Origin of the sequence: Pseudomonas sp. FJ2-5-13 (assembly GCF_029201605.1) — a bacterium.
Classification (GTDB): domain Bacteria; phylum Pseudomonadota; class Gammaproteobacteria; order Pseudomonadales; family Pseudomonadaceae; genus Aquipseudomonas; species Aquipseudomonas lactis.
The window spans coordinates 4,625,213-4,644,179 of sequence record NZ_CP104045.1; the positions used below are offsets into that span (position 1 = coordinate 4,625,213).

General features: G+C 58.6%; 23 protein-coding genes. 11 read left to right on the plus strand and 12 right to left on the minus strand.

What is annotated here, in order from left to right:
- Positions 1–4 precede the first annotated feature (4 nt).
- Positions 5–358 (minus strand): YciI family protein, encoded by a 354-nt coding sequence (locus tag N2A98_RS20440; protein ID WP_003193695.1) that lies wholly within the window; start codon positions 356–358, stop codon positions 5–7.
- A 42-nt stretch (positions 359–400) separates the two neighbouring features.
- Positions 401–820 (minus strand): nuclear transport factor 2 family protein, encoded by a 420-nt coding sequence (locus N2A98_RS20445; protein ID WP_275622569.1) that lies wholly within the window; start codon positions 818–820, stop codon positions 401–403.
- Positions 821–965: 145 nt separating this feature from the next.
- Here N2A98_RS20445 and N2A98_RS20450 point away from each other — a divergent pair, with 145 nt between their 5' ends.
- Positions 966–1,457 (plus strand): GNAT family N-acetyltransferase, encoded by a 492-nt coding sequence (locus tag N2A98_RS20450; protein ID WP_275622570.1) that lies wholly within the window; start codon positions 966–968, stop codon positions 1,455–1,457.
- Positions 1,458–1,506: 49 nt separating this feature from the next.
- On the opposite strand, the gene N2A98_RS20455 is transcribed toward N2A98_RS20450, so the two are convergent.
- On the minus strand, positions 1,507–1,989 hold the full coding sequence (locus tag N2A98_RS20455; protein WP_275622571.1) for a GyrI-like domain-containing protein: 483 nt from the start codon (positions 1,987–1,989) through the stop codon (positions 1,507–1,509).
- A 195-nt stretch (positions 1,990–2,184) separates the two neighbouring features.
- Here N2A98_RS20455 and alaC point away from each other — a divergent pair, with 195 nt between their 5' ends.
- On the plus strand, positions 2,185–3,396 hold the full coding sequence (alaC, locus tag N2A98_RS20460) for an alanine transaminase (RefSeq protein WP_044273173.1): 1,212 nt from the start codon (positions 2,185–2,187) through the stop codon (positions 3,394–3,396).
- Between the two features lie 135 nt (positions 3,397–3,531).
- On the opposite strand, the gene N2A98_RS20465 is transcribed toward alaC, so the two are convergent.
- Entirely contained in the window at positions 3,532–4,884 is a 1,353-nt protein-coding gene (locus tag N2A98_RS20465) for a GntP family permease (protein WP_032895592.1), read from the minus strand.
- Between the two features lie 83 nt (positions 4,885–4,967).
- The gene (locus tag N2A98_RS20470) at positions 4,968–5,501 is read right to left on the minus strand and encodes a gluconokinase (RefSeq protein ID WP_044273172.1); all 534 of its coding nucleotides are present in this window, start codon (positions 5,499–5,501) and stop codon (positions 4,968–4,970) included.
- Positions 5,502–5,713: 212 nt separating this feature from the next.
- On the opposite strand from N2A98_RS20470, the gene N2A98_RS20475 reads away from it, so the two are divergent.
- From N2A98_RS20475 to N2A98_RS20510, 8 genes are all read left to right on the plus strand, one after another.
- Positions 5,714–6,745, plus strand: a complete 1,032-nt coding sequence (locus N2A98_RS20475; RefSeq protein ID WP_275623626.1) for a LacI family DNA-binding transcriptional regulator — start codon at positions 5,714–5,716, stop codon at positions 6,743–6,745.
- 286 nt (positions 6,746–7,031) lie between these two features.
- Positions 7,032–7,442 (plus strand): hypothetical protein, encoded by a 411-nt coding sequence (locus N2A98_RS20480; protein WP_044273171.1) that lies wholly within the window; start codon positions 7,032–7,034, stop codon positions 7,440–7,442.
- Between the two features lie 655 nt (positions 7,443–8,097).
- On the plus strand, positions 8,098–8,337 hold the full coding sequence (locus N2A98_RS20485; protein WP_044273170.1) for a DUF6124 family protein: 240 nt from the start codon (positions 8,098–8,100) through the stop codon (positions 8,335–8,337).
- A gap of 277 nt (positions 8,338–8,614) precedes the next feature.
- Complete coding sequence (locus N2A98_RS20490) at positions 8,615–9,031, plus strand: hypothetical protein (protein WP_275622572.1); 417 nt, start codon at positions 8,615–8,617, stop codon at positions 9,029–9,031.
- A 164-nt stretch (positions 9,032–9,195) separates the two neighbouring features.
- Complete coding sequence (locus tag N2A98_RS20495; RefSeq protein ID WP_044273168.1) at positions 9,196–9,828, plus strand: glutathione S-transferase; 633 nt, start codon at positions 9,196–9,198, stop codon at positions 9,826–9,828.
- An 84-nt stretch (positions 9,829–9,912) separates the two neighbouring features.
- Complete coding sequence (locus N2A98_RS20500; protein ID WP_275622573.1) at positions 9,913–11,319, plus strand: MFS transporter; 1,407 nt, start codon at positions 9,913–9,915, stop codon at positions 11,317–11,319.
- Positions 11,320–11,450: 131 nt separating this feature from the next.
- The gene (locus N2A98_RS20505; protein WP_275622574.1) at positions 11,451–11,912 is read left to right on the plus strand and encodes a hypothetical protein; all 462 of its coding nucleotides are present in this window, start codon (positions 11,451–11,453) and stop codon (positions 11,910–11,912) included.
- Positions 11,913–12,332: 420 nt separating this feature from the next.
- Positions 12,333–12,734 carry a hypothetical protein gene (locus tag N2A98_RS20510; protein ID WP_044273165.1) on the plus strand — a complete coding sequence of 134 codons (402 nt, stop codon included), beginning with the start codon at positions 12,333–12,335 and terminating at the stop codon, positions 12,732–12,734.
- Positions 12,735–12,816: 82 nt separating this feature from the next.
- Here the strand turns inward: N2A98_RS20510 and N2A98_RS20515 are convergent, their stop codons facing one another.
- The 4 genes from N2A98_RS20515 to N2A98_RS20530 all read right to left on the minus strand — a co-directional run bounded on the left by N2A98_RS20515 (position 12,817) and on the right by N2A98_RS20530 (position 16,238).
- Positions 12,817–13,767 (minus strand): aliphatic sulfonate ABC transporter substrate-binding protein, encoded by a 951-nt coding sequence (locus N2A98_RS20515; protein ID WP_078803671.1) that lies wholly within the window; start codon positions 13,765–13,767, stop codon positions 12,817–12,819.
- Positions 13,768–13,877: 110 nt separating this feature from the next.
- Positions 13,878–14,399 carry a sigma-70 family RNA polymerase sigma factor gene (locus N2A98_RS20520; protein WP_044273163.1) on the minus strand — a complete coding sequence of 174 codons (522 nt, stop codon included), beginning with the start codon at positions 14,397–14,399 and terminating at the stop codon, positions 13,878–13,880.
- Between the two features lie 108 nt (positions 14,400–14,507).
- Complete coding sequence (locus N2A98_RS20525) at positions 14,508–15,299, minus strand: PhnD/SsuA/transferrin family substrate-binding protein (RefSeq protein ID WP_078467710.1); 792 nt, start codon at positions 15,297–15,299, stop codon at positions 14,508–14,510.
- A 9-nt stretch (positions 15,300–15,308) separates the two neighbouring features.
- On the minus strand, positions 15,309–16,238 hold the full coding sequence (locus tag N2A98_RS20530; RefSeq protein WP_275622575.1) for a fatty acid desaturase: 930 nt from the start codon (positions 16,236–16,238) through the stop codon (positions 15,309–15,311).
- A gap of 302 nt (positions 16,239–16,540) precedes the next feature.
- Here N2A98_RS20530 and N2A98_RS20535 point away from each other — a divergent pair, with 302 nt between their 5' ends.
- Positions 16,541–16,957, plus strand: a complete 417-nt coding sequence (locus N2A98_RS20535) for a GNAT family N-acetyltransferase (protein WP_078803672.1) — start codon at positions 16,541–16,543, stop codon at positions 16,955–16,957.
- A 132-nt stretch (positions 16,958–17,089) separates the two neighbouring features.
- Here the strand turns inward: N2A98_RS20535 and def are convergent, their stop codons facing one another.
- The 3 genes from def to N2A98_RS20550 all read right to left on the minus strand — a co-directional run bounded on the left by def (position 17,090) and on the right by N2A98_RS20550 (position 18,945).
- Positions 17,090–17,629: a peptide deformylase gene (gene def, locus N2A98_RS20540; protein ID WP_044273159.1), complete on the minus strand. Its 540-nt coding sequence runs from the start codon at positions 17,627–17,629 to the stop codon at positions 17,090–17,092.
- The gene (locus N2A98_RS20545) at positions 17,626–18,579 is read right to left on the minus strand and encodes a YihY/virulence factor BrkB family protein (RefSeq protein WP_032895581.1); all 954 of its coding nucleotides are present in this window, start codon (positions 18,577–18,579) and stop codon (positions 17,626–17,628) included. The genes def and N2A98_RS20545 overlap by 4 nt, the downstream gene beginning before the upstream one ends.
- A gap of 180 nt (positions 18,580–18,759) precedes the next feature.
- On the minus strand, positions 18,760–18,945 hold the full coding sequence (locus tag N2A98_RS20550; RefSeq protein WP_003193737.1) for a CsbD family protein: 186 nt from the start codon (positions 18,943–18,945) through the stop codon (positions 18,760–18,762).
- Positions 18,946–18,967 lie beyond the last annotated feature (22 nt).

The window sequence follows — 18,967 nt, forward strand, 5'->3', positions numbered from 1 at the left end:
TTGATTATTGTGTTGAGAGATCCAATTGGCGCACGGGGCGCACTTCCACACTGCCGACCCGGGCAGCCGGAATGCCGCCCGCCACCTGGAGCGCTTCATTGAGGTCCTTGGCATCGATCAGGTAGAACCCGGCGAGCTGCTCCTTGGTTTCGGCAAACGGCCCGTCGGTGATCGACAGCTTGCCGTTGCGCATGCGCACGGTAGTGGCGGTGGTCACCGACTCCAGCGGCTCGGCGGCCAGCATGCGCCCGCTGGCCTGGATGGACTCGGCGTAGGCCAGACATTCCGAGTCATGGGGGCTGTCGGGCGAGGTGTGCAACACCTGTTCGTCGCTGTAGATAAGGCACAGGTATTTCATGGCGTTCTCCGTTTTCGGACTACTGACTATAGTTCGCGATGCTCAAGGTTTCAGGTCGAACAACGCCGTGCCGCTGTGCATATCAAACGGTGCCGACCAGTGCTCGTGCACCACCTTCCATTGGCCATTGATACGCTGGTAGCCGGCGGTCACGCGCATCCAGCAAGCCTTCACCTCACCGTCCGGCCCGGCACCGCCGCAGTGGGCCAGCCAATGGGCGAATGCGCTGTCTGGCGCTTCGACGACATGCAGTTCATGAAACTCGAATATGCCGGGCCCGGGGCAGTGCTCCATGCACGCTTCCCAGTGCGCGCGGTAGGCCGCCTTGCCTTTGAATTGCAGGGCGGTTACGGCGTCGAACGAGACGATATCGTCGGCGTAAAAGCTGACAATCTGGTCGATATCGCGGCTGAAAACGGCGTGTTTCCATTGCTCGATCAGGCTCTTGATGGCAGTGCTCATGGCGATGACTCCTTGGGGTGGAAAATCACGGAAGACACCCTTAGTCGAATGGCCTCGAGGGAAATCGACATCCTCCTGAAAAATAATTTCCCGTGGCCCAAACCCGATAAACTGCCACCTCCCTTGCAGCCGTTCGGACAGCCCGATGCAAACCCGCCTTGTCGCCTACGAGGCGCTGAACGCTGTGCAACAACAGCACGTCGGCGCCATCGAAGTTCACCCTGAACAACTGCCGTTTTGCGGTGATATGTATTGCGCCCTCAATACCCTGCTCACCAACCCGAGCCCTGGGGTCAAGGGCTTTGCGCTGTTGGCCGATGACCTTCCCGTGGCGTTCCTGCTGCTCAAGCGCCCACCGTGCCTGCCTCATTGGGCCGATGAACACAGCGCCACCCTCCACGCGCTACAGGTAGACCGGCATCAGCAGGGGCGTGGTTACGGCAAGGCGTGTTTGCAGGCGTTGCCCGCCGTGGCGCGCGAGGCATGGCCGCAGATCATGGGGTTGGAGTTGTCGGTGGATGCCCACAACCTGGCGGCGATGGGGTTGTACCTGGGGGCGGGATGGGTGGATCGCGGTGAAGCGTACAAGGGCCGCGTGGGGTATGAGCGCCGGTTGAGTTTCAGGTTTGATCCATAGCGGCAGTGTCACGTAAACATGTTCTGTTTACGTGACATCCGGTGCAGTGTCAGCCCCGCTCCCCGATCGGCAGCCAGATTTCCACCGTCCCCGTGCCCTTCCTGGCATCGAAATCCGCGCTGTAGCGCTCGAAATCCGCGCCCATGACCTTATAGCCCGAGTGCGGCAGCCACTCGAACATGATGCGCTCGTAGGTTTGCTCAAGCGCCTGCACCGGCCCGTAGTGGGGGAACACGGCATAGTTGAGCGGCGGGATTTCGATGTACTCGAAATTGCTCGGCACGTCCTTTTTAGCCGGGACTTCAACACCTGCCAGGTAATCGAATTCGCCGTGATGCGGGTTATGGCACACCCCGTAGGTCACACCGCCGACGCGCTTCTTGATGTCCTTGATGCAGGTATCGAACAACTCCCACAGCCGTGGGATATCGCCCACGGTGGCCTTCGAATATCGCCCTTGCACCCCGGCGATCACCAGGGCCTTGCCGGCTTCCAGGCGTGGCTCCAACGGTTTTTTTGTCTGCTGATCCATACGAACAGTCTCCTTCTTATGAGGGAACAAACCCGCATCGAGTATAGGGGCATATCCGCGTTGTACTCCATGTAGAAAAATTTCCTACGCATCTGGACAACGGGCCATCATCGCCCGTATTGTCTGCCCCGCAGGCCACCGCAGTGGCCGACGTCGCTCGGACGGTTCCGGGCGCTTACGTACCTCGAGGCAACAATGGCAGACCAAGGTTCGCCGCGCCGCTTTGCGCGCATAGATCGACTCCCCCCCTATGTTTTCAATATCACTGCCGAGCTGAAGATGGCTGCGCGTCGGCGCGGCGAAGACATCATCGACTTGAGCATGGGTAACCCTGACGGCGCCACGCCTGCTCATATCGTGGAGAAAATGGTCACCGTGGCCCAGCGTGACGACACCCACGGCTACTCCACCTCCAAAGGCATTCCGCGCCTGCGTCGGGCAATCTCGCGCTGGTACAAGGACCGTTACGCGGTGGATATCGACCCCGAGTCCGAAGCCATCGTGACCATCGGTTCCAAGGAAGGCCTGGCGCACTTGATGCTGGCCACCCTGGACCAAGGCGATACCGTGCTGGTACCCAACCCCAGCTACCCGATTCATATCTACGGCGCAGTGATTGCCGGCGCCCAGGTGCGTTCGGTGCCGCTGATACCCGGCGTGGATTTCTTCGCTGAGCTGGAGCGCGCGATTCGCGGCTCGATCCCCAAGCCGAAGATGATGATCCTCGGCTTCCCGTCCAACCCCACCGCGCAGTGCGTGGAACTGGACTTCTTCGAACGGGTGATCGCCCTGGCCAAGCAGTACGACGTACTGGTGGTGCACGACCTGGCCTACGCCGACATCGTCTACGACGGCTGGAAAGCCCCGTCGATCATGCAAGTACCCGGCGCCAAGGACATTGCGGTGGAGTTTTTCACCCTGTCCAAGAGCTACAACATGGCCGGCTGGCGCATCGGCTTCATGGTGGGTAACCCGGAACTGGTCAATGCCCTGGCGCGCATCAAGAGCTACCACGACTATGGCACCTTCACCCCGCTGCAAGTGGCGGCAATTGCGGCGCTGGAAGGCGACCAACAGTGCGTCAAAGACATCGCCGAGCAGTACCGCCAGCGCCGCAATGTGCTGGTCAAAGGCCTGCATGAGCTGGGCTGGATGGTGGAGAACCCGAAGGCGTCGATGTATGTCTGGGCCAAGATTCCCGAGCAGTACGCGGCCATGGGCTCGCTGGAGTTTGCCAAGAAACTGCTATTGGAAGCGAAGGTGTGTGTGTCGCCGGGGATCGGCTTTGGTGAGTATGGCGACGATCATGTGCGCTTTGCGCTGATCGAGAACCAGGACCGGATTCGCCAGGCCGTGCGCGGGATTCGCGGGATGTTCAGGGCGGATGGGTTGGTCAGCAAAGCCTGACCTGCCTTACCTGAAGAAACCCAATCAATGTGGGAGCTGGCTTGCCTGCGATGGCAGTGTTGGATTCACTACCGCTATCGCAGGCAAGCCAGCTCCCACATTTGATCAGCTCCCACTCTTGCTTTGGGGTGTGGCTTACACCACCAACGACAGCAACATGATGAAGATCAGCGCCACGATCGACAGAATGGTCTCCATCGCCGTCCAGGTCTTGAACGTCTCGGCCACGGTCATGTTGAAGTACTGCTTGACCAGCCAGAACCCCGCATCGTTGACGTGAGACAGGATCAACGAACCCGCGCCCGTCGCCAGCACCAGCAACTCACGGTTAACCCCAGGGATCATGCCCACCACCGGCACCACAATGCCTGCGCCAGTAATGGTCGCGACCGTGGCGGAACCGGTGGCAATCCGAATCACCGCCGCCACCAGCCACGCCAGCAGGATCGGGTTGATCTGCGCGTTCACCGCCATATGGCCGATCACGTCACCCACACCGCTGGTCACCAGCATCTGCTTGAAGCCACCACCGGCACCGATGATCAGGATGATCGCGGCGGTCGGCGCCAGGCTGGCGTCGAGCAGCTTGAGGATCTGCTTGGAGTGGATGCCCTGGCGATGGCCAAAGGTGTACAGCGACAACAGCAAGGCCAGCAACAGCGCGGTGATCGGGTGGCCGATCATGTCCATCCAGTTGCGCACCACGTTGCCTTCGGCAAACGCGATGTCGGCAAAGGTTTTGAGCAGCATCAGAAACACCGGCAGCAGCACGGTGATCAGGGTGATGCTGAAGCTTGGCAGCGACTTGTTATCGGTCTCACGGGCCAGTTGGTCCACCAGTTCCTGGGACGGGTTACCGGGGATGTACTTGGCGATAAACGTACCGAAGATCGGGCCGGCGATGATGGCGGTCGGCAGCGCGACGATCAGGCCGTACAGGATGGTCTTGCCGATATCGGCACCGAACACGCCGATGGCCAGCAGCGGGCCTGGGTGCGGTGGCACCAGGCCGTGCACCGCCGAGAGGCCAGCGAGCAGCGGAATACCGATCTTGATCAGCGACACGCCGGTACGCCGGGCGACGATAAACACCAGCGGGATCAGCAACACAAAGCCGATCTCGAAGAACAGCGGGATGCCCACCAGGAACGCGGCGAACATCATCGCCCACTGGACCTTCTCTTTGCCGAAGGCGCGGATCAGGGTCTGGGCGATCTGATCGGCACCGCCGGACTCGGCCATCATCTTGCCGAGCATCGTGCCCAGCGCGAGGATGATGCCGACAAAGCCGAGCACCCCGCCGAAACCGTCCTGGAACGCCTTGATGATCTTGTCCACGGGCATGCCCGAGGTCAGGCCGAGGAAACCGGCCGCGATGATCAGTGCAATGAACGGGTGCACCTTGAACTTGGTGATCAGTACGATCAACCCGATGATAGTGACTACTGCATCTAGCAGCAGGTAAGACTCGTGGGACATGCCAAACATGGGGGGTCTCTCCTGTTTGTTGTTGTTATTAAAGCGGGTGTTGAACTTCCTGCCGGGGATAGCGCTATCTTTCCGGCAAAAAATTAATGAGTAGGTTCAAAGCCGTGCTTGCGCCACCAGGTATCGGTCTGCTCGGCCAGCTCCTTCACGCTGTCTTCACTGGCGTTGAGCGCCAGGGTCAGCGGCTCGCCCTTGGGCGATTCAAGGGTGGCGAACTGGCTGTCGATCAGGCTGGCCGGCATGAAATGGCCGGGGCGGTGAGACACGCGGTCGGCGGCGACTTCGCGGGTCAGCTCCAGGAAGACAAACCCCAGGCCCGGCGCGGCTTCGCGCAGGTGGTCACGGTATTTTTTCTTCAGGGCCGAACAGGTCAGTACGGGATGCTCGCCGGCTTTCAACGCGCGGCGCAGTTCATCGCACAGGATGTCGAGCCAGCCGGCGCGGTCGTCGTCGTTGAGGGGGTGGCCGGCGCTCATCTTTTCGATGTTCGCGGCAGGGTGAAAGCTGTCGCCTTCAATGGCAGTGGCGCCGTTGAGGGCGCACAGGGCTTGGCTGACGCTGGACTTGCCACAGCCGGAAACACCCATGATGACCAGGGCGGTAACAGGTTGACTCATGAAACACCTCAGGACGCAGATAGCGCTACCTTTGCATAGCGTAAGGCTAGTGCAAAAACAGGCTTTTCCCGCGCCGACTTGTCATTTTTATGGAGTGACGCGTGCATCCGCTCCAATCATTCGAACCGGATCAGGCAACCCTAGGTTCAATAATTTGCAGCCCTTTGGAGACAGCGCTACCTTAGTGCCTCGATTTTTGTTTGGCAAGCCGCCTGATGACCTCCAAGAACGATAAAAATACCCGCACAACGGGCCGCCCTACCCTCAATGAAGTGGCGCGCCTTGCTGGCGTCAGCCCGATCACCGCCTCCCGCGCCCTGCGCGGTATCAGCACGGTGGCCACCGAACTGGTGGAAAAAGTGCAACAGGCCGCCGCCGAACTGAGCTACGTGGTCAACCCCGCCGCCCGCGCCCTGGCCTCGGCGCAGAGCCATTCGGTGGTGGTGCTGGTGCCGTCACTGTCCAACCTGCTGTTTATCGAAACCCTGGAAGCTATCCATCAGGTACTGCGGCCCAAGGGCTTTGAAGTACTGATCGGCAACTCCCATTATTCACGCGATGAAGAAGAAGACCTGTTGCGCAACTACATGGCCTACCAGCCACGAGGGTTGTTGCTGACCGGCTTTGACCGCACCGAAAGCGCGCGACGAATGGTCGAGGCCAGCAATGTGCCCTGCGTGTACATGATGGATCTGGACCCCAATGCCGGGGTGAACTGCGTGGGCTTCTCGCAACTGGCCGCCGGCGAGACCGCGGCCGCGCACTTGCTGTCCCGGGGTCGCAAGCGCCTGGCCTATATCGGCGCACAACTGGACCAACGTACTTTGCTGCGTGGCGAAGGCTTCCGCCGCGCCTTGCAGCAAGCAGGCATGTACGACCCGGCGCTGGAGCTGCTGACACCACGCCCTTCCTCCGTGGGCCTGGGTGGCGAAATGTTTTTGCAACTGCTGGCCGCCCACCCGGATGTGGACGCGATCTTCTTCGGCAACGACGACCTGGCCCAGGGCGCCCTGCTCGAAGCCCTGCGCCACGGCATCAAGGTACCGGAACGTGTAGCCGTGCTGGGCTTCAACGACCTGCCCGCCTCTTCCTTCATGGTGCCGCGCCTGAGCAGCATCAGCACGCCACGGGAAGCCATCGGGCGCCGAGCGGCGGAGCATCTGCTGACGATCATGGCGGGCAACAAGGTGGCCAAGCCGGTGGTGGATATGGGGTTTGAGTTGCAGGTGCGCGAGAGCACCTGATCGTCGAGCCAAACACAATCAATGTAGTGTCCGCAGAATCAGCGCCTGGCACAGATTCCCTGTGGGAGCGGGCTTGCTCGCGAAGGCGGTGGGTCAGTTAATCAATCTTTAACTAAACCACCTGAAATCGCCATTTCCCTTTCAACAGGCGGTTGTCAATGTACGCAACCACTCATCGGCCGACACAGAAAACTGTCATAAATGACAGTAGACGCGAACTGTGTACACCGCCTAAATATTAGGCGCAGCCCCCCGGCATGCTCATTAATTCTCAAGGAGACTCATCATGAATTCGCCCAACAAAATCACTGGCTTCTTAAAAGAGGCTAACCAGAGCTTTGATTCTCACAACATTCTCCACTTGAATACCTTCCCTGGCACAAAAAACACCACACTGGCGTTCATACAGGACAGCCATTTTATCGCATTTGAAATAGATAAGAACTTCGCAGTAGGCACCTATAAACTTGATTCAAAACAGGAGGGGAATGTTCAAGTTATTTATAACGTGCCTAATCCTAATGGGGGTTCTTATCAATATCCGGCCACCTCGGGGACATTTGAAATCGTCAACAACGAAAACAATATCCTTGATGCAAAATTTGCCTTCGAAGCCACCAACGCCGACGACCCAACCGACATTATTACCGTCGAACGTGGCGTGTACTACATCAATAATTTCAATGCTCCTCAATAAGCGCCCACACAACCATCCACCTGAAGGCAGCACTGCGCCTGGTCAGGCAAGTGCTTGCCTTTTCTGATCTCTGCCCAACCTCGCTACAGCTCCCAAACGTCTGGTAAATTGCCCCTGTCGTCTGCCCCGCAGGCCACCGCAGTGGCCGAATTCGCTCGCACGGTTCCGGGCGCGAGATGCGCGGGATGTTCAGGGCGCCTGACCTGATTCACCTGAAGAAACCCAATCAATGTGGGGGCGAGCTTGCTCGCGAAGGCGGTGGGTCAGTCAATCAATCTTTAACTGAACCACCTGAAACTCAGAATTCCTACGTAATCGTGTAAGAGCAGTCAGAGCGCTGTGGGACGCCTGTAGGAAGTGCCTGACATTGCAGCAAGCGCCTTGCTCCGCTGCCTACGCTTACGTCAGAATCCGCCGGCTTGTGCGCCTCGGTGGCGGTCTCTAAAGTTTGACGGTCGCTGAATTTCTCGGTGATCGGGTTTAGTAGCCCGAGTTCGGTCACTCTAAGTGCATAAGTCTGCCCGCGTTAATGGCGGCTGTGCGTAGGGCACTTTCGGGTGCGCCGGCTTTGAGTGTCCACCGGTCTACTAACCTGCGTACAGTTGCCTCCATCGTTTAGTAGCGATGCGGCGGCAGCCCATTCCAGGATGCTCTAATGATCAAACAAATCGATACGCCGCCAACCACCCTCTTCACGCTCATACCCGATATCTCCACCGAAACCCTACTGGCCAACAGCTACGAAACCGTCTGCTCTGTCAGCACCCTCCTGCTCGACCTATCCGATGACCTCACTGGCAAACACCGCGATGTAGCCCTGGCCATTCATCAATTGAGCGAGCTGAGCGTATTGCTGGTGGGCAAGGCCATGGACCAACACACACCACGCTGTTAAGACCTCAATCGGCCATGGAGTGGGAGGGGCTTGCTCCCGATCGCCGTCCGTCAGTCGATGTTTCCAGTGACTGAGACTACGAAATCGGCAGCAAGCCTTCTTAATTTAACGCGTTAGCCATCACGGCTCGCAGCGTCAAAACCCTTCACCCTATTCCTTGAAATACAGCATAACAACTGTGAGATCTACCAGTAGACGCCTTTGAAAGGTTGTCATTTAATCGAATGACCGCTTGCACTCAATAGTGGTCCTTACTACGTCAAAAGAGGCCTGCACTATGGACGCTAAAAAAAGAAAACGTCACAGATCAACAGCGAGCTTCACTCTTAGCAAATCTCCCTATGGCGAGTTCGCTGCCACCCAAATCTTTTTGTACGATAGAACACAAACCCTTCTCGTGATGGGCCGTTGCTCTATCAAGGACAAGGAAAATGAAATTCTGCAGGTCGGACTGGCACTGCCAGCACCGGATGGCGAGAGCACAGGGGAACTTGGCCCTATACCCGGAAAAATTCCTTTCGCCTATTTCGACCATTACATAGGTGATGAAGGTATCTATTATGATGCCGAAAGCGGAACCTTCAACATTACACTTATAAGACAAGCCCAGCACCTCACAGGAAACTTCTCCTTCATCTCTCGGGGAAGTGAATTTGTGGGTACTTTCAACGTGAACAACTTTAGTGAAGAATGATCCTGCTGCTACGTGCGGGCTTTAACATTCAAAGCCTGCACGTTCTTGAAACGCCTTCTCGACTCCCGCGAGCGATACGTTAATCCTAACCACCCAAACACTCGTCGTAGCCCGCGACGCCTGCTAAATTGCCCTTGTCATCTCTTCATCTTCAGGGAAGCACCATGGGCCATTCACTGAAAATCCTGGGCCGTACCTCCTCCATCAACGTGCGCAAAGTACTGTGGACCTGTCAGGAACTGGGCATCGACTATGTGCGCGAAGACTGGGGCATCGGTTTCAAGCCTACCCAATCCCCCGATTTCCTCGCCTTGAACCCCAACGCCCAGGTGCCGGTGCTGATCGACGACCATGGCGTGCTGTGGGAGTCCAATACCATTTGCCGCTACCTTGTCGGCCTCTATCAGCGCCATGACTTGCTACCCGTTGAGCCTGCCTTGCGTGCACGGGTCGAACAGTGGATGGACTGGCAAGCCACCGAACTCAACCCTTCGTGGGGCTATGCGTTCCACGCACTGGTGCGTCAAAACCCGGACTATCAGGACCCGCAACGCATCCAGGCGGGTGTGCAGGCCTGGAATGACAAGATGGCCTTGCTGGAACAACAGTTGACCAAAACCTGCGCCTACGTCGCCGGCGAAGAGTTCACCCTCGCTGACATCTTGATAGGCCTTTCTGTGCATCGATGGCAGATGACCCCCATGGAGCGGCCACCCTACCCCGCCATCGCGGCGTATTACCAGCGCCTCAGCCAACACGCCGGTTTCAAGACCTTCGCTCTCGACGGCCATAATTAGAAAAGCAGTTGCGCGCTTTAAGCACCCCCAAACAAAAGCGGTGTGGCTTAAAGCCTACAACTTGCCGCTAACTGAAGGTCATTCATGCCCACACTCGCCGCCTGCGTTTCAGACCCCACCCATGCCGCCCACATCAGCGCCCGCATCGACCGCCTGCCCGCCGTCGCCACTATTTGGCGCTTGGTGGCATTACTCTCCATCGGCGGTTTTTTCGAGCTGTATGACCTGTTCCAGACCGCCTATATCAGCCCTGGCCTGATCAGCGACGGGATTTTTCATACCGGCAGCGAAGGTGTGTTCGGCTTCTCGGACCAGGCCGCTTTCGCCTCGGCCACATTCCTGGGCCTGTTCCTTGGGGCCAGCCTGCTCAGCCCCATCGCCGACCGCTTCGGGCGCCGCGCGATTTTCACCTTTGCGTTGGTCTGGTACACCGTGGCCACGGTGTTGATGGGCATTCAAACCTCGGCCGTGGGCATCATTTGCATGCGCTTTCTGGTGGGCATTGGCCTAGGTATCGAACTGGTGACCATCGACGCCTACCTTTCGGAACTGGTGCCCAAGCGCATGCGCAGTTCGGCGTTTGCCTTTGCGTTTTTTATCCAGTTTCTGTCGGTGCCGGCCGTGGCCTTGATGTCGTGGTGGTTGGTGCCACAGGCGCCGTTCGGTATCGCGGGCTGGCGCTGGGTGGTGCTCTCAAGTGCGGTGTTTGCGCTGTTTATCTGGCAACTGCGCAAGCGCCTGCCGGAGTCACCGCGCTGGCTTGCACAACAGGGCCGCTTTGAAGAAGCCGACACGATCCTGAACAACCTGGAGGCACGCTGCCAAAAGGATCACGGCAAGCCGCTGGAGATGCCGGAGCCCGAAGCGATCAGCGTGCAAGGCAGTGGCCGTTTCGCCGATATCTGGCAGCCGCCCTACCGCCGCCGCGCCTTGATGCTGATCGTGTTTCATGTATTCCAGGCCATCGGCTTCTTCGGCTTTGGCAACTGGCTGCCGGCCTTGCTCTCGGGCCAGGGGGTCAGCGTGACCCACAGCCTGCTCTACGCCTTCATCATCACCCTCGCCTACCCGCTGGGCCCGCTGTTGTTCGTCAAAGTGGCCAACCGCTTTGAGAACAAATGGCAGATTGTCGGCTCGGCCATGGGGGCGGTGATCTTCGGCAGCCTGTTTGCCCTGCAAACCACCGCGTTAGGGCTGATTTTCTGCGGGGTGATGATCACCTTCTGCAACGCCTGGCTGAGCTTCAGTTATCACTCCTACCAGAGCGAATTGTTCCCCACCAATATCCGTGCACGGGCGGTGGGGTTCTGTTATTCGTTCAGCCGTTTATCCACGGTGTTCAGCAGTTTGTTGATCGGTTTTATCCTCGAACACCTGGGCACGCCGGGTGTGTTGGCGTTTATCGCCAGCAGCATGTTGATCGTGATGATTACCATCAGTTGGTTCGGGCCACGCACGCGCAACCTGGCGCTGGAGAACATCGCTCACTGACGGCAACGGTTGGCCGCACAAGGAGAAGGCTTGCCGCGCCGACGACTCCTGCCCCAGTAACACTGGGGTACGGCACCCGGCACAGTATTTGCTCCAGCTGTCGCACCGTCTGTTTTCATAGGTGACCGATCATGCTGGTTAACAACACTCAAGCGGCGTCGAACGTGCAACAGATCACGCGACCCGACATGGACCCCGCCAACGCCGCCGCCAGTGCGCTGTACAGCGGCGCTTTGCAGGCTGCGCAACACAGCGTCACAGTGCCGGCCGCGCAGAGGGAATTGGACAAGGCCAGCGATCGCATCGACGAAGCCTTCGCCAAGACTCGCGTGCAGTTACAGGCCACGACTAACGGGGCGCGTGCCGAGTTCACCGAATACATGAGCAAATCCCCGGCCGAACGTATTCGTGAACAGTTGCTCAAGGAACAAGGGCTGACCGAAGAGCAAGTGCAGGCGCTGCCCCAGGAACAACAAGACGCCATCGCCAAACAAGTGGCCGAGCGCTTGAAGGAGCAGCAACAGCAGCAGGCAGCGGCGAAGGCCACTGCTTCGCCAGCCCAGACACTCAAAGAAACCTTGGCCGCGATCTGAGCCACACCGCAGAGCAACGGTGGGAGCGGGTTTGCTCGCGAAAGCAGAGTGTCAGTCACTGATAAGTTGGCTGAAGCACCGCATTCGCGAGCAAGCCCGCTCCCACAGTTGAATCTTTTTTCACATGGGATCAGCGCAGTGTTCGGTTATTGCAATTGCAGCGTCGAACTGACTGACTGACCGACCGACGCTACTGATACAACATCCCGCAACTAATAGTTTTTCCTGCCGTGTCATTATAGCAACTAGCAATAAGCCTGCTCAGTAACAGCAATTAAAACCCCCTACAATAAGCCACACAAGTGGTCAGCGACACTGTCAGACCTGACAGTTGAAATACTATCACGCCAGCGCATAATCACGTCTCGCCTGCAGAAAACGCTGCATTCCGATACTCACTCTCACAGAGAGAACTTAATCATGTTAAAAAATTACACAACGGGATCTCTTGAAGTTACACGACCTGTAGAATTTGCCTTCAAGGCTGAAACGGTCATTCTTTATGAAGTAGGCCCAAACTTACAGTTAAACGCATCCCTTGATAAACCAGACGGCATAAAACTAAGAGTCCTTTTAGTGGTGGAGGCCAAAGAAGGAGACTCAAAGGGCACGTTTACAGGTGACGGCTCCATCCCCTACACGTTCTACGCCAAAATCGAATCACCCGCTGGAAAATTCTATAACTCAGACAGCGGTACCTACGCTGTTTATTACAATAAAGCTTCAGGAATATTCACTGGCACAGTTAACTTCACTGTCGAAACGTCAGAAGCGCCCATTGAGTTTGCATACACCTTTGACATTCCGGGTACTCGTCAATGAAGGGTGCCCCCTGCTCGCCCGCTCGCGCGGCTTGAATCGCCGCGTTGAGCGTCGGCTGATGGCATCGTTTCAGGGCTCTGGCTCATGGAAGATCAAGAGGCTTAAAGACCACCTGCTGCACATCGACTTTTTTAGGGATCAGGCCGTTGGCAAAAAACAGGTCGGCGGTGCGTTGCTGGTTGGCAATGTCGATGGCCTCCAAGGGGCGGATCGGTTCAGGGGAGCGATGTTCGAAGTAGCTTTTGACCACCGCCGGTTGCAGCCCCAAAGTGCCGGCCATCAGCGCGATGCTCGTGTCGGGCTGATCCAGCGACAGGCGCTGGGCCTTGCCTAGTGTCTGGATAATCGTGGCGATGGCCTCGGGGTGCTGCTTGGCAAACGGGTGGTTGACCACGAAGAAACTGCCCGCAGAGTTCAACCCTTGCCCATCCCCCAGCACGCGTGCCGAGCCGTCGATCACGGCGGCCGAGTAGTACGGGTCCCACACCACCCAGGCATCCACCTTGCCTTGTTCGAACGCGGCACGGCCGTCGGAAGGCGACAGGTACACCACGTTCACATCCTTCCACTGCAACCCGGCGCGCAGCAGGCTCTTGAGGAACAAGTTGTGCGCACTGGAGCCTTTGAGCAACGCCACGCGTTTGCCCTTGAGTTCGGCCACGGTCTGCACCGTACTGGCCTTGGGCACCAGCACTGCTTCGGCCTTGCCTTCGTTAGGCTCGACGGCGAAATACTGCAAGTCGATCCCGGCCGCCTGGGCGAAGATCGGCGGGATGTCGCCAATATTGCCGATGTCCAGGCTGCCGGCGTTAAGCGCTTCGATCAGCGGCGGGCCGCCGAGAAATTCGGTCCACTGCACCTGGGTGCCGGGCAGCGCCGCTTCAAAAAGCTTGTGCTCACGGGCGAGCACCATGCTGACCGAGCTTTTCTGGTAGCCAATGCGCAACGTGGAAGGTTCGGCCGCTGAGGTGGGCTGCGCCAATACCGCCAATGCCAGCAGCGAACTGCCCAGCAGGTGTTTGATTGCTTTCATAAGTTGCCTCTTGGTGGTTCGATCAGATTCAAAGTGAGCACAGTAAGCGTGGAAGCTGGCGTGCCTGCGATGGCGGCCTGTCAGGGTCAGAGGTGTTGGCTGGCTCACCGCTATCGCAGGCAAGCCAGCTCCCACATTTGATCGGTGTGGGATTCAAGGCCGGTAACAGCGCGGGCCATATAGTCACTGACCGAGCGCTGGGAAATCCCCAGTTCGGCGGCGATCTGGGGGTACGTCAGGCCATTGACGCGGGACAACAGGAACGTCGTCTTGACTTTGGCCGGCAAGCGCTCGAGCAATAGATCGATGGCTTGCAGGGCTTCGAGTACCTGGGCGCGGTCCTCGGCGCAGGCTGCATCGTCATCCAGCGCAGCGAGGTAGGTACGCTCCAGATCACGCCGACGCCACACCTGGTACACCAGGCGCTGGGCAATGGTGGTAAGCAATGCGCGGGGCTGTCGTATCGGCGCTACCTCAGGTGCACTCAGAAGCTGGACAAACGCGTCGACGGCGATGTCTTCGGCGTGGGCACGGGAGTTGAGGTAGCGGTGCAAGCGGCTGCACAGCCAAGGGTAATGAATGCGAAACAGTGAGCCCACGTAATCGCTGTGAGCACTATCGGCGCCGGACATAGTGGCTCCTTCTGAGTAGGTTGCGCGGTATGTCCGGTGTTCCGGTGGAGCCATCCTAGCAAGGCTGCTTATGCTTTAATAATATTTAAAATTCATTTTTATATAACTTTATTGAAGTTTCGGGTAGCCGGCGCTGACGGCCTGCCGTTGGTAATCCAACACCACCTGATAGTCGTCTTCGCTGGCAGGGAGCACGGTTTGCACACCCAAGGTTTGCGTCACCTGCGGCAGGTCCTGCAACGCCAGGTTCATCGCCTCACGAATCTGCGCCACCTGCACGTCGCTCAAGCCCAGCGCGCCTATGTAGGGCAAAGTCGGGCTCGGCGCGCTGCGGGTGATGACACGCAGGCCCGCGACCTCTTCGGGGGCGAATCGGGCGAGGTAGTCGTAGGTGACGCTGTCGATGGCAGCGAGGTCGGCGCGGTCTTCACGCAGCCAGCGCAAGCTCTCGCGGTGGGCGCCGCTGATGCCGACGCTGGCGAAGAACCGCCCGTCGCGCTGCAACGGCGCCACGCAGTGACGCAGCAGGCTCATGCCGCTGTTGGAGTCGTGACCGTTGATCACGCCGCGGCTCTGGTAGAACTGCGTCAGGCGGTTACGCGGGTTGTCAGCGCGGGTCAACAGCAGGCTGCAATGTTCGCCGTGGCTGCTGTGGACCAACTCGTAACGGGGGCGCCCAATGATGCGTACCTGGCCGCGCAATTGGGTCATCAGCGGGTAGCCGCAGGTTTGGCTGACGAGCAATTGCGGCGAAAGCCACAGGCCGGGCAAGTCGAGGTGGTCGGCGTCAAGACGATGCAGCTTCAGGCGCTCAAGGATGCGCGCCAGCCAGCGTTGATTGGCCTGCTGGATGGGCTGGGGCGCAACGTACATGCGCAGGTCAGCGTAATGCTCACTCATGGTCGCCTCTCAGGCAAACGGGTGCCGGGGACTGTCGATGGCCTTGAGTCCGTGACGGCTGATCAACTGGCCGTAGCCCTGCACCAGGAAACCACCGCTGCGCGCCAACCACTGCTCGCGCCGGGCACGGTACACCCTGGGCAGCAGGTACCACGGCAACTTTGGCAGATCGTGGTGTACCAGGTGCAGATTGTTGTTGAGAAACAGCCAGGCCCAGGGCCAGGACGCTTCGTTGAGCACTGTGCGCTGTTCCGGCCGGGGATGGGGGCGGTGCTCATAGTAGGAACGGACCGAGGCCAGGGACAATGCTGGCACGCTGACCAGCAGCAGGTAATGCCACACCGCAAGCGCGCTGTAGTAGGCGATGAAACTCAGCATCAACACCGTGACGGCGCCGTGGGCCAGCCACATCGGCCATACCTGGGGCAGGCGTTGAAATTCGTGACGTGCCAACCGGCCAATCGCCAACGGCGCTGCCAGCAGGAAGCGGCCAAGCACGGTCTTGGTCAGCCAATGCAGGCCACGTTCGAACAGCGAGCTGTTGTTCCATTGCTGCTGATTGAGGTAGCGGCTTTCCGGGTCGATGCCCGGTAGAGTCAGGTCGTGGTCGTTATGGTGCAACAGGTGGCTGTCGCGGTACAGCGTGTAGGGATACCACACCGCGAACGGGGCATAGCCGAGGAGTTTATTCAGCCATAACGAACGAGTCGGGTGGCCGTGGAGCAATTCGTGCTGCACCGATAGCCACAGGGTCACCAGCGGAATCAGCAGCAACATGCTCAGCCACAGGCCCAGCCACCAGCTGCCAAGGATCACCGCGAACCAGCCGGCATATACGCCGATCAACAGCAGCCAGGTCGGCCACTCGGTTCTTGCCACAAAGGTCGTCGCCAGGGCTTCGATTTCCCGGCGCTGGGTCGGATCAAGGTAATGGGTCATCGGCAGCTCAGAGCAGGTGTTTCCTGCTCTGTGCAATGAGGCGGGAAAATCTTGCAGATCGTTGGGTTCTAAGCTTGTAACTCAGTGACCGAACAGGCCTGCTTCGGATTTTTTGGTCTTCTTGTTCGCGCGTTTTTCATCCGCAGTCTTTGCCGGTTTTTTCTTCGCGGCTTTCTTTGAATCCATACCTTTGGCCATGATGCGTGCTCCACTAACAGGGGACGTAGCACTGGGTATACCACCTATTGCCCGGCAGAAGGCGCTTATAATCCCCTGCCCTGGATAACGCTTGTCTGAACCCCATGCCCCCATTGCACATCGAACCGCTGGCCGAGCCTCTGTGGCCACTGCTGAACAAGTTTTACCGCAGCCACAATTCATCGATGAAGGCGCTCAAGGGCGGCCGTTTGTGGGTAGTGCGAGATGGCGAGATCGTGGCCGGCTTGTGCTTGAGCCCGGTGGTGGGCGGGCAGTGGCTGACGGGGGTGTTTGTGGCGCCGACTCATCGTGGCCAGGGGCTGGCGGCTCGATTGATCGGCGAGGCCGTGGCGGGTATTGAGGGGACGGTTTGGTTGCTGTGCCATCCGGACCTGGAACGGTTGTATCAGGGGATGGGGTTCAGCCAGGACACGGTTTTGCCGCAATCGTTGAGTGAACGGCTGGTGCGCTACAAGCGCAATAAGCCGATGATTGCGATGGGGCTCACCCCCAAGTCCTGAATAAACACTGATCCCAATGTGGCAGCGGGCTTGCTCGCGAAGGCGGTGGGCCAGTCGATATCCTCAGTGACTGACACTGCGCATTCGCGAGCAAGCCCGCTCCCACCTTGTTGATCGGCGTTATGGCCGGGGCTATTCGTCAGCCGTTGGGTCCAGCTCCGGGAACATCACTTCAATAAACCCGAATTTGCTGAAATCGGTAATCCGCGACGGGTACAGCCGGCCGATCAAATGATCGCACTCATGCTGTACCACCCGCGCATGGAAACCGTCGGCAAAGCGTACGATCGGCTCGCCTTTGGGGTCGAACCCTTCGTAGCGGATCTGCTGGTAACGGTTCACGGCGCCGCGCAGGCCGGGCACCGACAGGCAACCTTCATAGCCCTCTTCCAGTACCGGGCTGAGCGGTGTGATCAGCGGGTTGATCAGGATGGTCTGCGGCACCGGCGGCGCGTCCGGGTAGCGTTCGCTGGCTTCGAAACCGAAGATCACCAGTTGCAGGTCCACGCCAATCTGCGGCGCGGCCAGGCCAACGCCGCCCACGTGCTCCATGGTCTGGAACATATCGTCGATCAGTTGCCACAGCTGCGGGCTGTCGAACATTTCCGGCGGTACCGGCGGGGCGATACGCAGCAGGCGCTCGTCGCCCATTTTCAGGATTTCACGGATCATTGCTCAGGCTCGGTCATGGGCTTGGAGTGGTCCCGGCCTAGGCCAGAGACGTGTTGTTTTTCATCGGTGTGGCCCGGCTCGCCTATTTCCTTCTCACCGGGGTCTTTGCCCTCGGCGGACATGTGTTCGATCACGGCGTTCATCTCTGCGCCCAGCAGCAGTACGGCGGCAGAGATGTAGAAATACAGGAGCAAGACAATGATCGCGCCGATGCTGCCATACATGGCGTTGTAGTCCGCGAAGGTCTTGACGTAGTAGCCAAAGCCCAGTGAGGCGACGATCCATACCACCACGGCCAAGACGGAGCCGGGGGTGATAAAGCGAAATTCCTGCTCGACGTCCGGCATCACGTAGTACATGAGGGCCACGGCGAACATCAGCAAGATCACAATCAGCGGCCAGCGCAGGATAGTCCACAGCGTGACCACGAATTCCTGCATGCCGATCTGCCCGGCCAGCCACTCCATGACCTGCGGGCCCAGCACCATCAGCGCGGCGGCGGCCAGCAGCATGCCGGCGATGCCCACGGTGTAGAAGATCGACAGCGGGAAACGCTTCCAGATCGGCCGGCCTTCAACCACGTCGTAGGCGGCGTTCATGGCGCTCATCATCAGGCGCACGCCCGCAGAGGCCGTCCACAGCGCGATGACGATACCCACCGAGAGCAAGCCACCCTTGGACTGCTGCAACTGATCGATCACCGGGTTGACCTGCTCCAGCGCCTGGGGGGGCAACACCAGCTCCGATTGCAGGCGCAGCCAACTGAAGAAGTCCGGCAGGTGCAGGAAGCCGATCAGGGCAATGAGAAATAGCAGGAACGGAAACAACGAGAACAGCATCTGGTAGGCCAGTGCCGAGGCGTAGGTAGGCATTTCGTCATCGACGAATTCCTTGATGGTGCGTACCAGCACCTTGTGCAGCTTGAGACCATCGAGTACCGGAAAAAGCATAGCGTCTCCTTTCGCCGCAAAGAGGTTGAGTTCGTGGGCGACTCAGGGGCCGTTTTCTACATCAAAGTAGCCCATTTGGCGACTTTGAAACAATTTCGAAAGTTTAGTTGCACCACCGGATACAAAAACGGCCATCCGTGGATGGCCGTCGGGCTGCTGGGTTCAGCCAGCCAGGACGTGTTACTCAGTGGCTTTTTTCACTGCGTCCTTGGTCTTGCCCACTGCCTGCTGCGCTTCGCCTTTTTTCTCTTGAATCACGCCTTCAGCACGCAGTTTGTCGTTGTCTGTGACTTTACCGACGCCTTGCTTGATGTTACCCACAGCTTCGTTCGCCAAGCCCTTTACCTTATCGGAAGTGCTGCTCATGGTATTACTCCTGATAACAATC

Excerpts from the sequence above, each read along its gene's own strand:
- N2A98_RS20440 (WP_003193695.1), bottom strand. The coding sequence starts at position 358 with ATGAAATACCTGTGCCTTATCTACAGCGACGAACAGGTGTTGCACACC.
- N2A98_RS20445 (WP_275622569.1), bottom strand. The coding sequence starts at position 820 with ATGAGCACTGCCATCAAGAGCCTGATCGAGCAATGGAAACACGCCGTT.
- N2A98_RS20450 (WP_275622570.1), top strand. The coding sequence starts at position 966 with ATGCAAACCCGCCTTGTCGCCTACGAGGCGCTGAACGCTGTGCAACAA.
- N2A98_RS20455 (WP_275622571.1), bottom strand. The coding sequence starts at position 1,989 with ATGGATCAGCAGACAAAAAAACCGTTGGAGCCACGCCTGGAAGCCGGC.
- alaC (WP_044273173.1), top strand. The coding sequence starts at position 2,185 with ATGGCAGACCAAGGTTCGCCGCGCCGCTTTGCGCGCATAGATCGACTC.
- N2A98_RS20465 (WP_032895592.1), bottom strand. The coding sequence starts at position 4,884 with ATGTTTGGCATGTCCCACGAGTCTTACCTGCTGCTAGATGCAGTAGTC.
- N2A98_RS20470 (WP_044273172.1), bottom strand. The coding sequence starts at position 5,501 with ATGAGTCAACCTGTTACCGCCCTGGTCATCATGGGTGTTTCCGGCTGT.
- N2A98_RS20480 (WP_044273171.1), top strand. The coding sequence starts at position 7,032 with ATGAATTCGCCCAACAAAATCACTGGCTTCTTAAAAGAGGCTAACCAG.
- N2A98_RS20485 (WP_044273170.1), top strand. The coding sequence starts at position 8,098 with ATGATCAAACAAATCGATACGCCGCCAACCACCCTCTTCACGCTCATA.
- N2A98_RS20490 (WP_275622572.1), top strand. The coding sequence starts at position 8,615 with ATGGACGCTAAAAAAAGAAAACGTCACAGATCAACAGCGAGCTTCACT.
- N2A98_RS20495 (WP_044273168.1), top strand. The coding sequence starts at position 9,196 with ATGGGCCATTCACTGAAAATCCTGGGCCGTACCTCCTCCATCAACGTG.
- N2A98_RS20500 (WP_275622573.1), top strand. The coding sequence starts at position 9,913 with ATGCCCACACTCGCCGCCTGCGTTTCAGACCCCACCCATGCCGCCCAC.
- N2A98_RS20505 (WP_275622574.1), top strand. The coding sequence starts at position 11,451 with ATGCTGGTTAACAACACTCAAGCGGCGTCGAACGTGCAACAGATCACG.
- N2A98_RS20510 (WP_044273165.1), top strand. The coding sequence starts at position 12,333 with ATGTTAAAAAATTACACAACGGGATCTCTTGAAGTTACACGACCTGTA.
- N2A98_RS20515 (WP_078803671.1), bottom strand. The coding sequence starts at position 13,767 with ATGAAAGCAATCAAACACCTGCTGGGCAGTTCGCTGCTGGCATTGGCG.
- N2A98_RS20520 (WP_044273163.1), bottom strand. The coding sequence starts at position 14,399 with ATGTCCGGCGCCGATAGTGCTCACAGCGATTACGTGGGCTCACTGTTT.
- N2A98_RS20525 (WP_078467710.1), bottom strand. The coding sequence starts at position 15,299 with ATGAGTGAGCATTACGCTGACCTGCGCATGTACGTTGCGCCCCAGCCC.
- N2A98_RS20530 (WP_275622575.1), bottom strand. The coding sequence starts at position 16,238 with ATGACCCATTACCTTGATCCGACCCAGCGCCGGGAAATCGAAGCCCTG.
- N2A98_RS20535 (WP_078803672.1), top strand. The coding sequence starts at position 16,541 with ATGCCCCCATTGCACATCGAACCGCTGGCCGAGCCTCTGTGGCCACTG.
- def (WP_044273159.1), bottom strand. The coding sequence starts at position 17,629 with ATGATCCGTGAAATCCTGAAAATGGGCGACGAGCGCCTGCTGCGTATC.
- N2A98_RS20545 (WP_032895581.1), bottom strand. The coding sequence starts at position 18,579 with ATGCTTTTTCCGGTACTCGATGGTCTCAAGCTGCACAAGGTGCTGGTA.
- N2A98_RS20550 (WP_003193737.1), bottom strand. The coding sequence starts at position 18,945 with ATGAGCAGCACTTCCGATAAGGTAAAGGGCTTGGCGAACGAAGCTGTG.